Genomic DNA, 17691 nt, shown 5'->3' on the forward strand with positions numbered 1-17691 from the left:
ATGGGCGACGTTCCCCTCACCATCGCCCAGTACATCGAGCTTCGCGGTGACATCGACCTCGACCTGCTGACCGAGGCCACGGTCCGTACCGGCCGGGAGTTCGGCTCCGGCTTCCTCCGCCTCGTCGAGATCGAGGGGATGCCCTACCAGTACGTCGACAAGTCCCTCGACGACGCCATCACCTACGTCGACCTCCGCGCCGAGGACGATTCCGTCGACGCCGCCGAGAAGTGGATGCGGGCCAACTACAGCGCCCCCGTCGACCTCCTCGAGGACCGCCTCGTCGTGGTCTACCTGCTCCACGTCGGGGAGAATCACTACTTCTGGTTCTGCCGCATCCATCACATCGCGCTCGACGGTTTCGGCGCGATGGCGCTGATTGCACGCATCGCCGAGATCTACACCGCGCTGGTCGAAGGCACCGAGCCGCCGGCCTGCCGCGCCGAGGACCTGGTCCGGATCGTCGAGGACGAGCAGCGGTACCGCAACTCCGAGCGGTTCGCGAAGGATCGCGAATACTGGGCCGAACGCACCGCGCACCTGCCCGAGGCCCCGAGCCTCGCCGGTCGTGCGGCCATGGTGGGCAAGTTCGCGCGGCTCTCCTCCGAGGCGCTGCCCGAGTCCACCGCCACCCTTCTCGACGAGGCTCTCGGCGGCAGTAACGCCAGTTCCGCACCCATCGTGGTGGCCGCATTCGCCGCGTACCTGGCCCACATGACCGACCGGACGGATGTCGTCCTCAGCCTCCCGGTCTCGGCGCGTACCACCGCCACGTTGCGCCGCTCCGGCGGGATGGTGTCGAACATCGTTCCGCTCCGACTCCAGATCACCCCGGAGATGACCGTCCCCGAGCTGGTCAAGAGCGTCCAGATCGAGCTCACCGGCGCCCTGCGCCGCCAGCGGTACCGGCACGAGGACATCCGCCGGGACGCCGGAGCGCCCCAGGGGCAGCGTGGCTTCTTCGGTCCCTCGATCAACATCATGATGTTCCACAGCGAGATCAAGCTGGGGACGGTCACCGGACACCAGAACGTCCTCACCACCGGACCGGTCGAAGATCTTTCGCTGAACATCTACCAGGGTGTGGCGGGCAGCAAGATCCACATCGACTTCGAGGCCAACCCCAACCTGTACTCGGCGGACGAGCTGGACCGTCACCACAGCCGCTTCTTCGACTTCTTCGAGCGCTTCCTCGGCGCCGGCGACGATGCTTCGGTGTCGGACCTGGCCGCGATGAGCGACGAGGAACGCGGACAGGTCGTGACCGGGTGGAACGGCGACGCCGTGTCGCCGCCGGCGGGAACCGTCGTCGACCTGTTCGACGCCCAGGTCGGGCGCACCCCCGACGCGACGGCACTCGTCTTCGACGGCGAGGAGCTCACGTACGCCGAGTTCGACGCGCGGGTGAACCGTCTCGCCCGGACGTTGATCGGCAGGGGAGTGGGTCCGGAGACGAAGGTCGCGCTCGCGATCCGCCGCTCGCTCGACTCCATGGTCGCGATGTACGCCGTCGTCAAGGCGGGCGGCGCGTACGTGCCGCTCGACCCCGACCACCCCGCCGAGCGCACGGCGTACGTGCTCGAAAGCGCCCGCCCGCTGTGCATCCTCACGGTCGCGCGGGACGGCCTCGCCTTCCCCGCCGGTCAGGATGTCGTGGAGGTCGACGCCCTGGATCTGAGCGGCGTACCGGCGGACCCGATCCGCGACGACGAACGGACCGCCGACCTGCGGCCGGCCAACCCGGCCTACGTCATCTACACGTCCGGGTCCACCGGACGTCCGAAGGGTGTGGCGGTGAGCCACGCTTCGGTCCTGAACCAGGTCACGTGGATCGCGTCGCGCTACGGGCTCGATGCGGACGATGTGGTGCTGCAGAAGACCCCGACGACGTTCGACGTGTCGGTGTGGGAATTGTTCGCCGCACTCGCCTCCGGGTCGCGCCTGGTGATCGCCGCGCCCGAGGGGCATCGCGATCCCGCCTATCTCGCCGACGTGATCGCGCGCGAGAACGTCACCGCGACGTCGTTCGTCCCGTCGATGCTGTCGGTGTTCGTCGCCGAGGCGGACCGCGAACAACTCGTCAGCCTGCGCGTCGTTCTCGTTGCGGGAGAGGCATTTCCGCCTGCCGTCGCCGCAGCGTTCCGCGAGAAGTCCGACGCCGGGTTGCACAACCTGTACGGCCCCACAGAGTTCACCGTGCACGCCACCGCAGGCGAGGTGGATCGGGAGACCCTCCACACGATTCCCATCGGCACCCCGGTGTGGAACACCGAGGCGTACGTGCTCGACGGCCACCTCCGGCCCGCTCCCATCGGATCCGCGGGAGAGCTCTATCTCGCGGGCGCCCAGGTCGCGCGCGGCTACGAGGGCCGGCCGGAGCTCACGGCAGAACGCTTCGTGGCCAATCCCTTCGGCGCCGCGGCAACTCGTCTGTACCGCACCGGCGACCTCGTCAAGTGGCGCGTCGACGGCAGCATCGAGTACCTCGGTCGCACCGACTTCCAGGTGAAGGTGCGCGGCCTGCGCATCGAACTGGGCGAGATCGAGGCCGCGATGTCCTCGTATCCCCATGTGGCGCAGTCGGTTGCGGTCGTCCACGACAGTTCCCTGGGACAGCGGCTCGTCGGTTACGTCGTCCCCGAACCCGATTCGGCGCTGGACGTCGAGGATCTGACCGTCCACGTCGGCCGTGCGGTGCCCTCGTACATGGTTCCCGACGCCGTCGTGGTGATCGCCGAGATGCCGGTCGGCGCGAGCGGCAAGCTCGACCGGAAGGCCTTGCCCGAACCCACGTTCGCGGCGGAGGCCAGTGAGTACGTGGCCCCTCGCAGCACCATGGAGGAGTCGATCGCAGGACTGTTCGCCGAGGTTCTCGGTCTGCCGCGGGTCAGTGTCGGCGACTCGTTCTTCGCGCTCGGTGGGGACAGCATCGTCTCGATCCAGCTGGTGTCCCGCGCGAAGGAAGCCGGTGTCCTGTTCACGGCCCGCGACGTCTTCGAGCGCAAGACCGTGGCCTCGCTCGCCGAGGTCGCGAAGTCGGCATCCGAATCGGCGACGGTGCACGTCCTCGAGGAACTGCCGGGCGCCGGTATCGGCACGATGCCGCTGACACCGGTCGTGCACTGGATGACGGAGCTGGGCGGCGACTTCCACCGCTTCTCCCAGTCCATCCTCCTGGCCCTGCCGCCGAAGGTGGAGCGCGACCGCCTGGTGCGCACGCTGGCGGCCGTCGTCGATCGCCACGACGCTCTGCGTTCGTCGCTGCGCCGCACCGACTCTCCGGCCGGATGGTCGCTGGAGGTCGCACCGATCGGCTCCGTCGACGTCGACCGGCTCGTGGATCGAGTCGAGTTCAGCGAGGGACCCGGCACCGACTCGTTCGAGGCGCTGGCCGCGCACGCCCTCGAGCGCACGGTGGACACGTTGGACCCGGCGACCGGCAGCGTGGTGCGTTTCGTCTGGTTCGCGCCCGCTGAGGACTCCGGAGATATCGCACCGCGGGACGGCGAGGACGGCGACAGCGGGGAGGGTGAGAGCGCCCCGCAGTCGGGACGACTGCTCGTCGTGATCCACCACCTCGCCGTGGACGGGGTGTCCTGGCGAGTGCTGGTGCCCGACTTCGCGTCCGCGTGGGCGCAGATCGCCGCCGGGGCGGACCCACTGCTCCCGGCGGTCGGCACCTCGGTCCGCCGCTGGGCGCACGGCCTCGCCGACAACGCCCGGAGCGCCCGCCGCGTGGCCGAACTCGATTACTGGCGCACCACCCTCGACGGTGCGGACCCGCTGATCGGTTCGCGGGCCCTCGACGGCCGCGACACGGTCTCGACCACCGGCCGGGTCCGCCTCGAGGTCTCGGCCGACGTCACCGACGGTCTGCTGACCGACGTGCCGCGCGCATTCCACGGCGGCGTCAACGACGGTCTCCTCACCGCACTCGCCCTGGCCGTCGCTGCATGGCGCGCGGAACGCGGCGTCACCGAGACCTCGACCCTCGTGCACCTCGAAGGTCACGGCCGCGAGGAGACGGTGCTGCCCGGCGCCGATCTCTCCCGCACGGTCGGCTGGTTCACCAGCATGTTCCCGGTCCGGTTGTCGGCGCCCGGCGTCGACGTGCGCGATGCCATCGCCGGCGGTGCGGCCGCAGGTCACGCCGTCAAATCGGTGAAGGAACAACTCGCACGGGTACCCGAGCACGGCATCGGTTACGGAATGCTGCGATTCCTCAACGCCGAGACCCGCGCGGTTCTCGCGGCGTTGCCGAGCCCGCAGATCAGTTTCAACTACCTCGGTCGCGTGTCGGTGGGCGAGATCCCCGACGGGTTCCGGGCGGCGGGCTGGGTGCCGGACACCGACACGATGGAGCTGACCGGTACCCGCAACAGCGAGATGCCGGTGCACTTCGCCCTCGACATCAACGCGATGATCGTGGATGTCGAAGGAGAACAGCGACTTTCGGCCACCGTCGACTTCCCCCAGGGTGTTCTCACCGAGTCCGAGGTCGGCGAGCTCACCGGCCTGTGGACGCGCGCGCTCGAAGGGCTCGTCGAGCACACGAGGCGGCCCGGAGCCGGTGGCCGGACGCCGTCGGACCTCGACCTCGTTTCGCTGAGTCAGAGCCGGATCGACACCCTCGAGAGCGACTATCCCGCGCTCGCCGACGTCTGGTCGCTGGCCCCGCTGCAGGTGGGCTTGCTGTTCCACGCGTCGCTGGCCGGTACCGCCACCGACGTGTACACCACCCAGCTCGTCATGGACCTGGGCGGATCCGTCGACACCGACCGTCTCCGCCGTGCCGCGGAGTCGCTCGTCGCGAGGCACCCCAACCTGCGCACCGCGTTCGTCGCGGGCGACGACGGCACCGGCATGCAGGTAGTCGTCGACCGAGTCGACGTGCCGTGGACGCACGTCGACCTCTCGGCCGCGTCCGACGCCGACCGTGAGGCGGAACTCGATGCGCTGATGCTCGCGAACCGAACCGATCGGTTCGACATGACCGCACCGCCTCTCGTGCGATTTCTGCTGGTCGAGACGGGCGAGGACCGCTACCGGTTCGCCGTCACCAACCACCACATCCTCCTCGACGGCTGGTCGCTGCCGATCCTCATCCAGGATCTGCTGACCCTGTACGCGGTGGACGGCGACGCGCTGGCACTGCCGCAGCCCCGTCCGTACCGCAGCTACCTCGAGTGGCTGTCCGCGCAGGACCCGCAGGTGCCCGTGGCCGCATGGACGAAGGCCCTGCACGGTGTCGAGGAGCCCACCCTCCTCGCACCCGTGCACGCGGAGACCGCCCCGACGCTCACGCCCGGTGAGCTCGTGATCGATCTGCCGGACGACCTGCTCGCCGACATGACCGCGCGCTCGCGCGAACTCGGCGTCACCATGAACACTCTCGTGCAGGCCGCGTGGGGAATCGTGCTGGGCAGGCTGACCGGGCGGGACGACGTGGTGTTCGGCACCACCGTCTCGGGCCGTCCGCCGCAGGTGCCCGGCATCGAGTCCATGCTCGGGCTCTTCATCAACACTCTGCCGGTGCGGGTCCGCGTCCGGGCCGGCGACGCCGTCCGCACCCTGCTCGACCGCATCCAGCACGAGCAGACCGAGCTGCTCGATCACCACCACGTCGGGCTCACCGACATCCAGCAGGGACTCGGCCTCGGCGCGCTGTTCGACACCCTGATGGTCTACGAGTCCTACCCGCTCGATCGTGAGGCGCTCACGAAGAACAGCGACATCGAGGGTCTCCGAGTTCTCGACGTGACGTCCAACGACGCCACGCACTACCCGCTGGCGATCGTCGCGATGACCGACCCGCGGCTGCACCTGACAGCCAAGTTCCTTCCCGAGATCTTCGACGCCGCCGAGGTCGAGGAGATCATGGAGCGGGTCGTCCGCGTGCTCGGTGCGCTGTCCGGGGACGTCGACACGGTCGTCGCGGACATCGACATCCTCGCTCCCGGCGAGCGCGCGTCCCTGCTGGCGGCGCACGGCACCGACGCCGCCGCACCGCTGTCGCTGCCGGAGATCCTCGCCGCGACCGCGGCGGAGAACGGCGAGCGCACGGCTCTCGTCGCGGACGGCGAATCGCTCACCTACGCGGAACTCGACGCGCGCTCGAGTCGACTGGCCCGGGTTCTCGTCGATCGCGGTGTGGGGCCGGAAACGTCTGTGGCGCTCGGGATGACGCGCTCGATGCACTCGGTGATCGGAACGTGGGCAGTGGCCAAGGCCGGCGGCACCTTCGTGCCCGTCGACCCCCGCTACCCGTCCGAGCGCATCGCACACATGGTCGCCGACTCCGGCGCGATCCTCGGCCTGACCGTGGCCGCTCAGCGGGACACCCTTCCCTCGGGCGTCGAATGGCTCGCCCTGGACTCGTCCGAGTGCGACGCGCTGTGCGCCCCGAAGTCGGCGGAGCCGGTGACGGATTCCGAGCGGACCGCGCCGGTACGGCTCGACCACCCGGCGTACATGATCTACACGTCCGGTACCACCGGTCTGCCCAAGGGTGTCGTCGTCACTCACACCGGGCTGGCCAACTTCTCCGCCGAGCAGCGCACCCATTACGGGGTGAGCCCGTCGGCACGGACCCTGCACTTCGCGTCCCCGAGCTTCGACGCGTCCGTCCTCGAGCTGCTGCTCGCCTTCGGTTGCGGCGCGACGATGGTCGTTGCCCCCGCCGACCTGTACGGCGGTGAGGAACTCCGAAACTTCCTCGCGGACAACGAAATCACCCACGCCTTCGTCACACCCGCCGCGCTCGCATCGGTGGAGCCGGCCGGACTCGACCGGCTCGAGGTCGTCGTGGTCGGCGGCGAGGCGTGCCCGCCGGAACTGGTGGAACGCTGGGCACCGGGGCGCCGGATGTTCAACGGCTACGGACCCACCGAGGCCACCGTCATGAGCAACGTCAGCAACCTGCTGGTGCCCGGGAGCCGGATCGAGATCGGCGGTCCCGTCTGCGGTGTCACCGTCTACGTTCTCGACGAACTGCTGCGCCCGGTGCCCGTCGGCGTGGCGGGGGAGTTGTATGTCGCAGGCCCCGGTCTCGCCCGTGGATACCACGACCGTCTCGGCCTCACCGCCGAACGTTTCGTCGCGAACCCGTTCGGCGAGAACGGCAGCCGGATGTACCGCACGGGCGACATCGTCCGGTTCGTCGTCGACCACGGGCACCGCGCCGGTTACGGCGTGGAGTACGTGGGCCGCAGCGACTTCCAGGTGAAGGTCCGTGGTTTCCGGATCGAACTCGGCGAGATCGACGCGGCACTGGTCAAGCACCCGGATCTCGAATTCGCGGCCACCCTCGGCACGTCGATGCCGTCGGGTTCGACCGCCCTCGTCTCGTATGTGCTGCCGACCGCGGGCGCCGCGGTGGACGTGACCGAGGTGACGCATTTCGTCGGCGACATACTTCCGGCGCACATGGTGCCGAGCGCGGTCGTCGTCCTCGACGAGATCCCGCTCACGACCGCAGGCAAACTCGACCGGAGGGCTCTGCCCGAGCCCGACTTCGACGCCCTGCAGGGCGAGATGATCGAGCCGCGCACGTCCACCGAGGAACTGGTCGCCGGTGTGCTCGCCGACGTGCTCGGGCTCGCGAAGATCAGTGTCGCCGAGTCGTTCTTCGACCTCGGCGGCAACTCGCTCGTGGCGACGAAGGCGGTCGCCCGGCTCAACGCTGCCGCGGGCACCCGTCTGGGTGTGCGCGAGTTGTTCGAGGCGCCGACCGTGGAACGGCTCGCGGTCAAGGTGGCCGAGCAGGCCGGCACCGGCTCCGACCGGCCGGTCCTCGTCGCGGGACCGCGCCCCGAGCGTGTTCCGCTGTCGATGGCTCAGCAGAGCATGTGGCTGATGAACCGGTTCGACACGGCGTCCTCGGCGTACAACATCCCGCTCGCCGTGCGTCTGTCCGGTTCGCTCGATTTCGACGCGATGTCGTCGGCCGTGTCGGATGTGCTCGCGCGGCACGAGTCTCTGCGGACCGTCTTCCCCGACTCCGGCGACGGCCCGTACCAGCAGGTCGTCGACACCGAGCAGGTTCCCGTCGACCTGACGCCCGTCCCGGTGACCGAGGCCGAACTCCACACGGCCCTCACCGAATTCGCCACCGAGGGATTCGACGTCACGGTCGCGCCCCCGCTGCGTATCCGGTTGTTCGCCACGAGCGAGAGCGAGTTCCTGCTCGTCCTCGTCGTGCACCACATCTGCGCCGACGGTGCGTCGATGTCGCCGCTCGCGCGCGACGTCATGGTCGCGTACAGCGCGCGCACCGCCGGTGCCGCTCCGCTGTGGCAGCCGCTGCCGGTGCAGTACCCGGACTTCGCGCTGTGGCAGCGCGAAGTCCTCGGCGACCCAGCCGACACCCAGTCGCTCGCGGGCAAGCAGATCGCTCACTGGGCCGACACCCTCGCCGGGGCACCCGAGCTGATCGACCTTCCGCTGGACCACGCACGCCCGGCCAGGCAGTCGATGCGGGGCGATTCGATCGACTTCGCGATCACCCCCGAGTTGCGGCGCGGTCTCGAGGCGGTCGGCAAGGAACACGGTGCTTCGCTGTTCATGGTGACGCACGCGGCGTTGACGACGCTGCTGTCGCGGCTGAGCAACAGCGACGACATCACCGTCGGCACCCCGCTCGCCGCACGCAGCGATCAGGCGCTCGACGACCTGGTGGGCATGTTCGTCAACACCCTGGTCCTGCGCACCCAGGTGCGGCCGGGGGATTCGTTCGCCGGTCTCGTCGAACGGGTCCGCGAAGGCGACCTGGCCGCGTTCGGCAATTCCGACGTGCCGTTCGAGAAGATCGTGGAGGCACTGCGGATCCGGCGCTCGGCGGCGTACTCGCCGCTGTTCCAGGTGATGCTGTCGTTCCAGAACAACCGGATGGACGCGCTCGAACTGCCCGGGCTGACCGTGAGCGTCATCGAGGACATGGCGCAGGGCGCCAAGTACGACCTCACGTTGACGATCACCGAGAAGGCCGACGAGTCGGGTGAACCGGCGGGCCTCGGCGGCCGGTTCACGTTCGCCACCGACCTGTTCGAGCGGAGCACCGCGGAACGGATCTCCGAACGGTTCGTCCGGATCCTCGAGGCCGTCGTCACCGATCCCGGTGTCGCTGTGGGCGACATCGACATTCTCACCCGACACGAGAGAGCAAAGTTGAGCCAAGCGCGACCTGCCCGCACGATGACAGTTCGCGAGCTGCCGCAGCTTCTGGCTGCTGCGGTCGAGGTCGCTCCCGACGCCGTCGCGGTCGCCCACGACGGCATGCAGGTGACGTACCGCGAGTTCGACGAGCGGCTGCGCTTGATGTCCGCGCCGCTGTCGGAGCGGGGGATGGGTCCGGACGCGATCGTCTCCGTGGTGCTGTCCGGTCTGGTTCCCACGATCATGATGGCCCCGCCGTCCGAGGACGGGCAGGACGGCTTCGGCACGATCCTCGACCAGGTCATCGCAGACGCGCACACCCTGGTCGGCGACATCGAGATCGCCGCGCCCGCACCGGAAATCGTTGCGACGCCGGAGCTGGAGGTCGCCGAAACGTCGGGATGGCCGCTCGAACTCTTCGTCACGCGCTGGCAGGAGTGGGTCGAGCGCGACCCGCAGGCCCGCGCCGTCGTGGCGGGAGGTGTCGAGACCACCCGCGGTGAACTGAACCGCCGGGCCAACCAACTCGCACGCGAACTGCTGTCCCGTGGTGTCCGTCCGGACGACGTCGTCGCACTCCTCACCCCCCGTTCGGTCGAATGGGTGATCGGGATGCTCGCCACCTGGAAGGTCGGCGCGGCGTACTCCCCGTTCGACCAGCAGTGGGGAATCGAGCGGATCACGGGCCTCGTCGAAGACAGCGGCACGCGAACCGTGGTGGCCACCCGGTCCTGGAGCGGGCTCACCGAGGCACCCACCGGGAACGCGGCCCTCGACGACCCGATCGTGCTCGACGACCCCGAGACGGTGCGCCACCTCGAATCGCTGGACGACACCGACTTCCCGCACGACCCGTGGTCGGACGAGCATGCCGGCACGCGCCTGGGACACGTCATCTCGACATCGGGCTCGACCGGCCGGCCCAAGCCCACGATGGTGCCGATGCTGGGCCTGTCCAACAACTATCAGTCGTACCAGTGCGACCTCCGGGTGAAGGACGGCACCGGACTGCTGATCGCGAACTCCCCGCTGTTCGACCAGACCCAGAAGAACATCTGGGTGGGTCTCGCGTACGGCGGTGTGCTCCACCTCGCCGACGACGGCTTCGATCCGGGACCGATTCTCCGCATGATCGGCACGGGCGAAGTCCAGATCACGAACCTGGCACCCAGTGCGTTCGAGGTCCTCACCGAACTGGATACCGACGGCGTCCTGCCCAATCTGAAGGTCGTCCTCCTCGGCGGCGAGATGCTGCGGCCGGCAGCCTGCACGGCGCTGATCGGCACGGACTCGCGCCTCCTCAACAACTACGGCCCGACCGAGGCATCGGTCACCTGTTCCTCGTACGAACTGGACCTCTCCACCGAGGATGCCGAGTCGTGGCCGGTCCCGTTCGGCGCCGCGTTCCGCGGTGTCCGGTACCACGTGCTCGACGGCCGGATGCGCCCCGTGCCGCCGGGAGTGACCGGTGACCTCTACATCGGCGGCCAGGTCCTGGCCCGCGGGTACGGCAACATGTTCAGCACCACCGCGTCACGATTCGTGGCGAACCCGTTCGAGGGGCCCGGTGCCCGCATGTACCGGACCGGTGACCTCGTCCGCGAGCGTGCCGACGGCGGGCTCGTGTTCGTGGGCCGCAGCGACTTCCAGGTGAAGATCCGCGGTCTCCGGATCGAACTCGGCGAGATCGAATCCGCACTCAACGCGACCGACGCGGTGCAGAAGTCGGTGGTGGTTGTCCACGACAGCGAGCAGGGTCCCCGGCTCGTCGCGTACGTCACCGCGACCGCAGGCGCCGAACTCGACGTCGATGCGACGCTCGACGGACTGCGGCACGTGCTTCCGTCGCACATGATCCCGGACACGGTGATGGTGCTCGACGAGATGCCGCTCAACGCGAATCTCAAAGTCGACCGCAAAGCCCTCCCGGAGCCGATCTTCGCGACGAGCACGGTCGAATTCGTCGCACCGCGCACCCCGCTCGAGGAGGTCGTCGCCGGCATCTTCGGTGACGTGATCTCCGCGACGCGGGTGAGTGTCGACGAGTCGTTCTTCGACCTGGGCGGCAACTCGCTCAGCGCCACCCGCGTCGCTGCCCGCGTCACGTCCGCGACCGGCACCGAGGTCGGGATCCGTGATCTGTTCGACGCTCCGACCGTCGCCACCCTCGCGAAGCTCGTCGAGGACCGGGCCCATCACGGCTCCACGCGGCCCGCACTGGTCGCGGGCGAGCGTCCCCGGGAGTTGCCGCTGTCGCTCGCGCAGCAGCGGATGTGGTTCCTCAACCGTTTCGATCCGTCGTCGCCGGCGTACAACGTTCCGCTCACCGTGCGACTGCGCGGCGAGTTGGACGTCGCCGCCCTGGCTGCGGCGCTCTCCGACGTCGTCGCGAGGCACGAGGTGCTGCGGACCGTGTTCCCGGACTCCGATTCCGGTGCGCACCAGGTGATCCTGCCCGCCGCCGGCATCGACCTCGGTCTCGAGCCGGTCGACGTCCGCGAGGAGGACCTGCGGAACCGGATGTTCGAATTCGGTTCCACCGGCTTCGACGTCACCGACACGATCCCGGTCCGGGCCCGCCTGTTCCGGCTCGGCGCGACCGACCACGTCCTGGTGCTGGTCATGCACCACATCGCGTCCGACGGCGCGTCCACGCTGCCGCTGGCCCGCGACGTCATGACGGCCTACGCGGCCCATCTGGACGGGACGCAGCCCGCGTGGCCGGCGCTGCCCGTCCAGTACGCGGACTACGCGCTGTGGCAGCGGGACGTGCTCGGTTCCGAGGACGACCCCGATTCCCTGGCCGCGGCGCAGATCGACTTCTGGTCGAAGACCCTCGCGGGTGTGCCCGACGTCCTGGCCCTCCCCACCGACCGGCCCCGCCCGACGGTGCGGTCGATGGCAGGTGCTTCCGTCGGCTTCTCCGTCGACGAGGACATCCACCGTCGTCTCGGTGAGGTCGCGCGCGCACACAACGTGTCGTTGTTCATGGTGCTGCACGCGTCGCTGTCCGTGCTTCTGGCACGGCTCAGTTCGAGCACCGACATCGCCATCGGAACCGCTGTGGCGGGTCGCGGTGACCAGGCGCTCGAGAACCTCGTCGGCATGTTCGTCAACACGCTGGTGCTGCGGACCGAGGTCGAGCCCGGCACGTCCTTCGCCGAACTGCTCGAGCAGGTCCGCACCCAGGACCTCGCCGCGTTCAGTAATCAGGACGTCCCCTTCGAGCAGTTGGTGGACGCCTTGAAGCCGACCCGGTCGACGGCGTACTCGCCGCTGTTCCAGGTCGTGCTGACCCATCAGGTCAACGGCATCCCGTCGCTCGAGTTCGCCGGACTGGAGGCGACACCCGGTGCCGTGGACGTCGAGTTCAGCAAGTTCGACCTCACCGTCGACCTGCGCGAACTGTGGTCGGACGAGGGCGTGCCCACCGGGATCACCGGCGTCCTCGGGTTCGCCACCGAGATCTTCGACGCGGAGACCGTGCAGGGCTTCGCAAACCGTTTCGTGCGGATCCTCGCCGCCGTCGCAGGCGGCGGAACGGACGTCGCGGTAGGGGACATCCCCATCCTCGACGCCGAGGAGACCCAGGAACTGACACCGGTCCGCGGTATCGAGGGCACCCCGCCCACGACTCTCGTCGAACTGCTGTCCGCGGCCGTCGCCGCGAATCCCGACGGTGACGCGGTCGTCTCGGGCGGCGAGAGCATCACCTACCGCGAGCTGGACGAGCGCTCGAACCGTCTGGCGCGCATCCTGATCGAGCGCGGAGTCGGCGCGGAGACGTTCGTCGGGCTCGGCATCACCCGCTCGATCGCGTCGATCGTCGGCATCTGGGCCGTCGCCAAGAGCGGCGGCGCCTACGTGCCGATCGACCCCCGGTACCCGGACGAGCGCATCACTCACATGGTCACCGATTCCGGTGTGTCGCTCGGGCTTTCCGTGAGCTCCGAGATCGGCCGGCTTCCGGCGGACGTCGACTGGCTGGTCCTCGACAGCGACGACTTCGAGAACGCCGCCGCGCGGTACTCCACGGCCCCCGTCGCGGAGGCGGAGCGTCGCACGGCGGTGACACCGGCCAACAGCGCCTACGTGATCTACACGTCCGGCACCACTGGGCAGCCCAAGGGCGTCGTCGTGACCCACCGGGGTCTCGCCAACTTCGCGGCCGAACAGCGTGAGCGTTACCAGGTGACGACGGACTCCCGGACGCTGCACTTCGCGTCGCCGAGTTTCGACGCGTCCGTCCTCGAGCTGCTGCTCGCGGTCGGCGCCGGCGCCACCATGGTGATCGCTCCCACCGACGTGTACGGCGGACCCGAGTTCGCGCAGTTCCTGCGTGAGCACCGCGTCACGCACGGCTTCGTCACGCCTTCGGCGCTGGCGTCCGTGGATCCGTCCGGGCTCGACGACTTCCAGTTCGTCGTCGCCGGCGGCGAGGCCGTCCCGGCGGAACTCGCGGCGCGCTGGGCACCCGGACGTTCGCTGTTCAACGGATACGGTCCCACCGAGACCACGATCATGACCAACATCAGCGACCCGATGGCCGCCGACGGCCCGGTCACGATCGGTGGTCCGATCCGCGGCACCAGCGCGCTGGTCCTCGACGATCGGCTCCGCCCCGTTCCGGTCGGTATCGCAGGTGACCTCTATCTGTCGGGTCTCGGACTCGCCCGTGGCTACCACCGGCGCACGCCGCTGACCGCGGGACGCTTCGTCGCGAACCCGTACGGTGAGCCGGGCGACCGGATGTACCGCACCGGCGACGTCGTGCGCTGGACGAAGGACGCGGACGGCGCGCTGACCGTCGACTACGTCGGCCGCTCGGACCAGCAGGTGAAGGTTCGCGGATTCCGCATCGAACTCGGCGAGATCGACGCGGTGCTCGCCAAGCACCCCGCCGTCGACTTCGCCACGACGTCCGTGCTGCCCGGACCGTCCGGGGATTCGGTCCTCGTGTCGTACGTGCTCCCGGTGCCGGGCGCCGAGGTGGACGTCACCGGGATGCTGGACTTCGTGGGCGAGTTCGTGCCCACGCACATGGTGCCGTCGACGATCGTGACCCTCGACGCCATCCCGCTCACCCCGGTGGGCAAGCTCGACCGCCGCGCCCTGCCCGAGCCCGAGTTCCTGGCGGAGGACCGTGAGTTCCGTGCCGCGGGAACCGCTCTCGAACAGCGGGTGGCCGCGGTGTTCGCGGAGGTGCTCGGTGTCGACGTGGTCGGTGCCGACGACTCCTTCTTCACGCTCGGCGGAAACTCGCTCGCCGCCACCCGCGTGATGGCGCGGATCAACGAGGCCGTCGGCGTCGACGCTCCGGTGCGGGAGATCTTCGAGGCTCCCACGGTGGCGCAGCTGGCCCGCAGGCTGGAAGAGCTCGGTGTGGACGGCGGCGCGCGTCCGCCGGTCACCGCCGGACCGCGTCCGGACCGGCTGCCGCTGTCGCTGGCACAGCAGCGGATGTGGTACGCCAACAGGTTCGATCCCGAATCGGCCGAGTACAACATCCCGTTGGCGCTGCGGCTCACCGGCGCACTGGACGTCGACGCGCTGCGCTCGGCGATCGCGGACGTCGTTGCCCGGCACGAATCGCTGCGCACGGTGTACCCGGATTCCGTCGACGGCCCCTACCAGGTCGTCCTGTCCGCTTCCGACACGAAGTCCGAGCTCGACGTCGTCCGCGTGGCCGACGAGCAGGAATTGCGGGAACGGGTCGTCGCGCTGGCGTCGGCAGGCTTCGACGTCACCGCCGACGTGCCGGTTCGCGCCGCCCTTTTCGAGCTCGGGGAACGCGACCACGTCCTCGTGGTCGTGGTCCACCACATCTCGGCGGACGGTTCGTCGATGGCCCCGCTCGCGCGGGACCTGTTCGGCGCCTATGGCGCTCGCGTGCAGGGGGAGGAGCCCAGCTTCTCACCGCTGCCCGTGCAGTACCCGGACTTCGCCCTGTGGCAGCGGAATCTCCTCGGCTCCGAGGACGACTCGGAGTCGCTCGCGGGCAAGCAGATCGCGTACTGGACGCACGCGCTCGGCGATGCACCGGAGGTCCTCGACCTCCCGGCCGACCGGCCGCGCCCGGCCGTCCGCAACCCGCAGGGTGGCCTGATCGAGTTCGAGATCGGGCAGGACGTGCACCGGTCGCTGAACGACCTCGCGCAGACCCATCAGGCGTCGCTGTTCATGGTGGTGCACACCGCACTCGCCGTGCTCCTGGGACGTCTGAGCAACACCAGCGACATTTCCGTCAGCACCCCCGTCGCGGGCCGCGGTGACCGCGCGCTCGACGACCTCGTCGGGATGTTCGTCAACACGCTCGTGCTGCGCACCGATGTCGACCCGAACGCCCGCTTCAGCACGCTGCTCACGCAGGCACGCGAGGTCGATCTGAATGCATTCGGCAACGCGGATGTGCCGTTCGAGCAGATCGTCGAGGTGCTCCGTCCGTCGCGCACCGCCGCGTACGCGCCGCTCGCGCAGGTGATGCTGAGCTTCCAGAACCTCGAACGGCCGAAGCTCGAGCTCGCCGGGCTGACCGTCGAGGTCCTCGAGAGCGGACTTACCACGAGCAAGACCGATCTCGGTGTCGCAGTCGAGGAACGGTTCGACGAGGGCTCCGTCGCGACCGGCATGCGGGGCTGGTTCTCCTACGCCACCGATCTCTTCGACGAGTCGACGGTCCGCGGTTTCGCCGATCGCTTCGTTCGCGTGCTCGAGGCCGTCACGGCCGACAGGGACGCCGTCGTCGGTGACATCGACATCCTGACCGAGGACGAGAAGGCCGGTATGGCCGTGCCGGACGAGGGGGCGCAGTCCCTGATGTCGCACTCGATCTCGGAGGAGCTGGCGGCCACCAAGTCGCTGCCCGAACTCCTCGACGGTGCGGCGTCGATCAACCCGGACGGAATCGCGCTGTCGCACAACGGCACCGATGTCACGTATGTGCAGTTGCGGGACAAGTCCGCGGAACTCGCGCGCACGCTCGCCGGTGTGGGTGTGGGCCCGGAGGCCGCGGTCACGGTGGCCCTGTCCACTCTCCTGCCCGGACTGCTCGACGGGTCGTCGGGCGAGGGCTTCGCCGACACGTTCGCCGGTGTCCTCGCCGGCGTGATCGCCGACGCGACGTCGGCGACCTCCGCGACTGCGGCGGAGGAGCGCACCCTCGTCGACCTGTTCGACGAGCAGGTGGCGCGGACGCCGGACGCGGTTGCCCTGGTGTTCGGCGACGACGCGCTGACGTATGCCGAGTTCGACGCCAGGACCAACCGCCTGGCACGGGAACTGCTCGCACGGGGTGTCGGCCCGGAGTCCCGGGTCGCGGTCGCGCTGCGCCGCTCCCTCGAGATGATGATCGCGATCTACGCGATCGAGAAGACGGGCGCCGCCTACGTGCCGCTCGACCCGGATCATCCGGCGGCGCGCACCGCGTACGTGATCGACAGCGCCTCCCCGGTCTGCGTGCTGACCTCGTCGGCCGATCGGGATGCAGAGACGGACGCGCCGCGGATCGAGGTGGACACCGTCGACCTCTCCGGTCACCCCGACGGTCCGATCACCGATGACGAGCGCGGGGCACCGGTCCGTCCGGATTCGACCGCCTACGTGATCTACACGTCCGGATCGACCGGTAAGCCGAAGGGCGTCGCCGTCAGTCACCGGGCCATCGTCAACCGGTTGCTGTGGATGCAGGACACCTACCCGATGGATTCCACGGACGTCGTCCTGCAGAAGACTCCGGTCACGTTCGACGTGTCGGTGTGGGAACTGTTCTGGCCGCTCGAGGTCGGAGCCAAGCTCGTCGTCGCGATCCCGGACGGGCACCGCGACCCGGTGTACCTCTCCGAGGTCATCGCCGGGCACAGCGTGACCACGATGCACTTCGTGCCGTCCATGCTGGCGGTCTTCACCGCAGGTGCGGACGCCGCGCTGTGCGGTTCGCTGCGTCAGGTGTTCTGCAGTGGTGAAGCCCTTCCGCCTGCCTCCGCGGCCGCGTTCCGGGACTTCTCCTCCGCAGCGCTCCACAACCTGTACGGCCCGACGGAGGCCGCGGTCGACGTCACCTACTGGGAGTGCACCGAAGCGGACCGCACGACGGTGCCGATCGGCGCGCCCGTGTGGAACACGCAGCTGTACGTCCTCGATTCCCGGCTGCGTCCCGTCCCCGCGGGCGTGCACGGCGAGCTGTACCTCGCCGGCATCCAGCTGGCCCGCGGCTATGTCGGCCGCAGCGACCTGACGTCGGACCGGTTCGTGGCGAACCCGTTCGGCACGGCCGGGCAGCGGATGTATCGCACCGGCGACATCGTCCGCAAGCGCGCCGACGGCATCGTCGAGTACATCGGGCGCCGCGACTTCCAGGTCAAGCTCCGCGGACAGCGGCTCGAGCTCGGCGAGGTCGAGTCCGCGCTTCTCGCGCACCCGTCGGTGGCGCAGGCCGTGGTCGTCGTGCACCGCAGCGAGACCACCGGCGAGAACCTGGTGGGCTACGTGATCCCGGTGGCCGATGCGGCGATCGACACCGCGTCGGTGCTGGACGCGGCA

The 17691-nt window shown here is 69.4% G+C and carries 1 protein-coding gene (cut by a window edge); it reads left to right on the forward strand.

What is annotated here, in order from left to right; genetic code table 11:
- Positions 1-17691: the 5' portion of a non-ribosomal peptide synthase/polyketide synthase gene (locus CJ177_RS03795; RefSeq protein ID WP_373560031.1), read on the forward strand. The gene runs 16035 nt beyond the window's last position; 17691 of the gene's 33726 nt are visible here — the first part of the coding sequence; its start codon is at positions 1-3; the stop codon falls past the right edge of the window.

Source organism: Rhodococcus sp. ACPA1 (assembly GCF_002300195.1).
In the GTDB taxonomy this organism is placed as follows: Bacteria; Actinomycetota; Actinomycetes; order Mycobacteriales; family Mycobacteriaceae; genus Rhodococcus_F; species Rhodococcus_F opacus.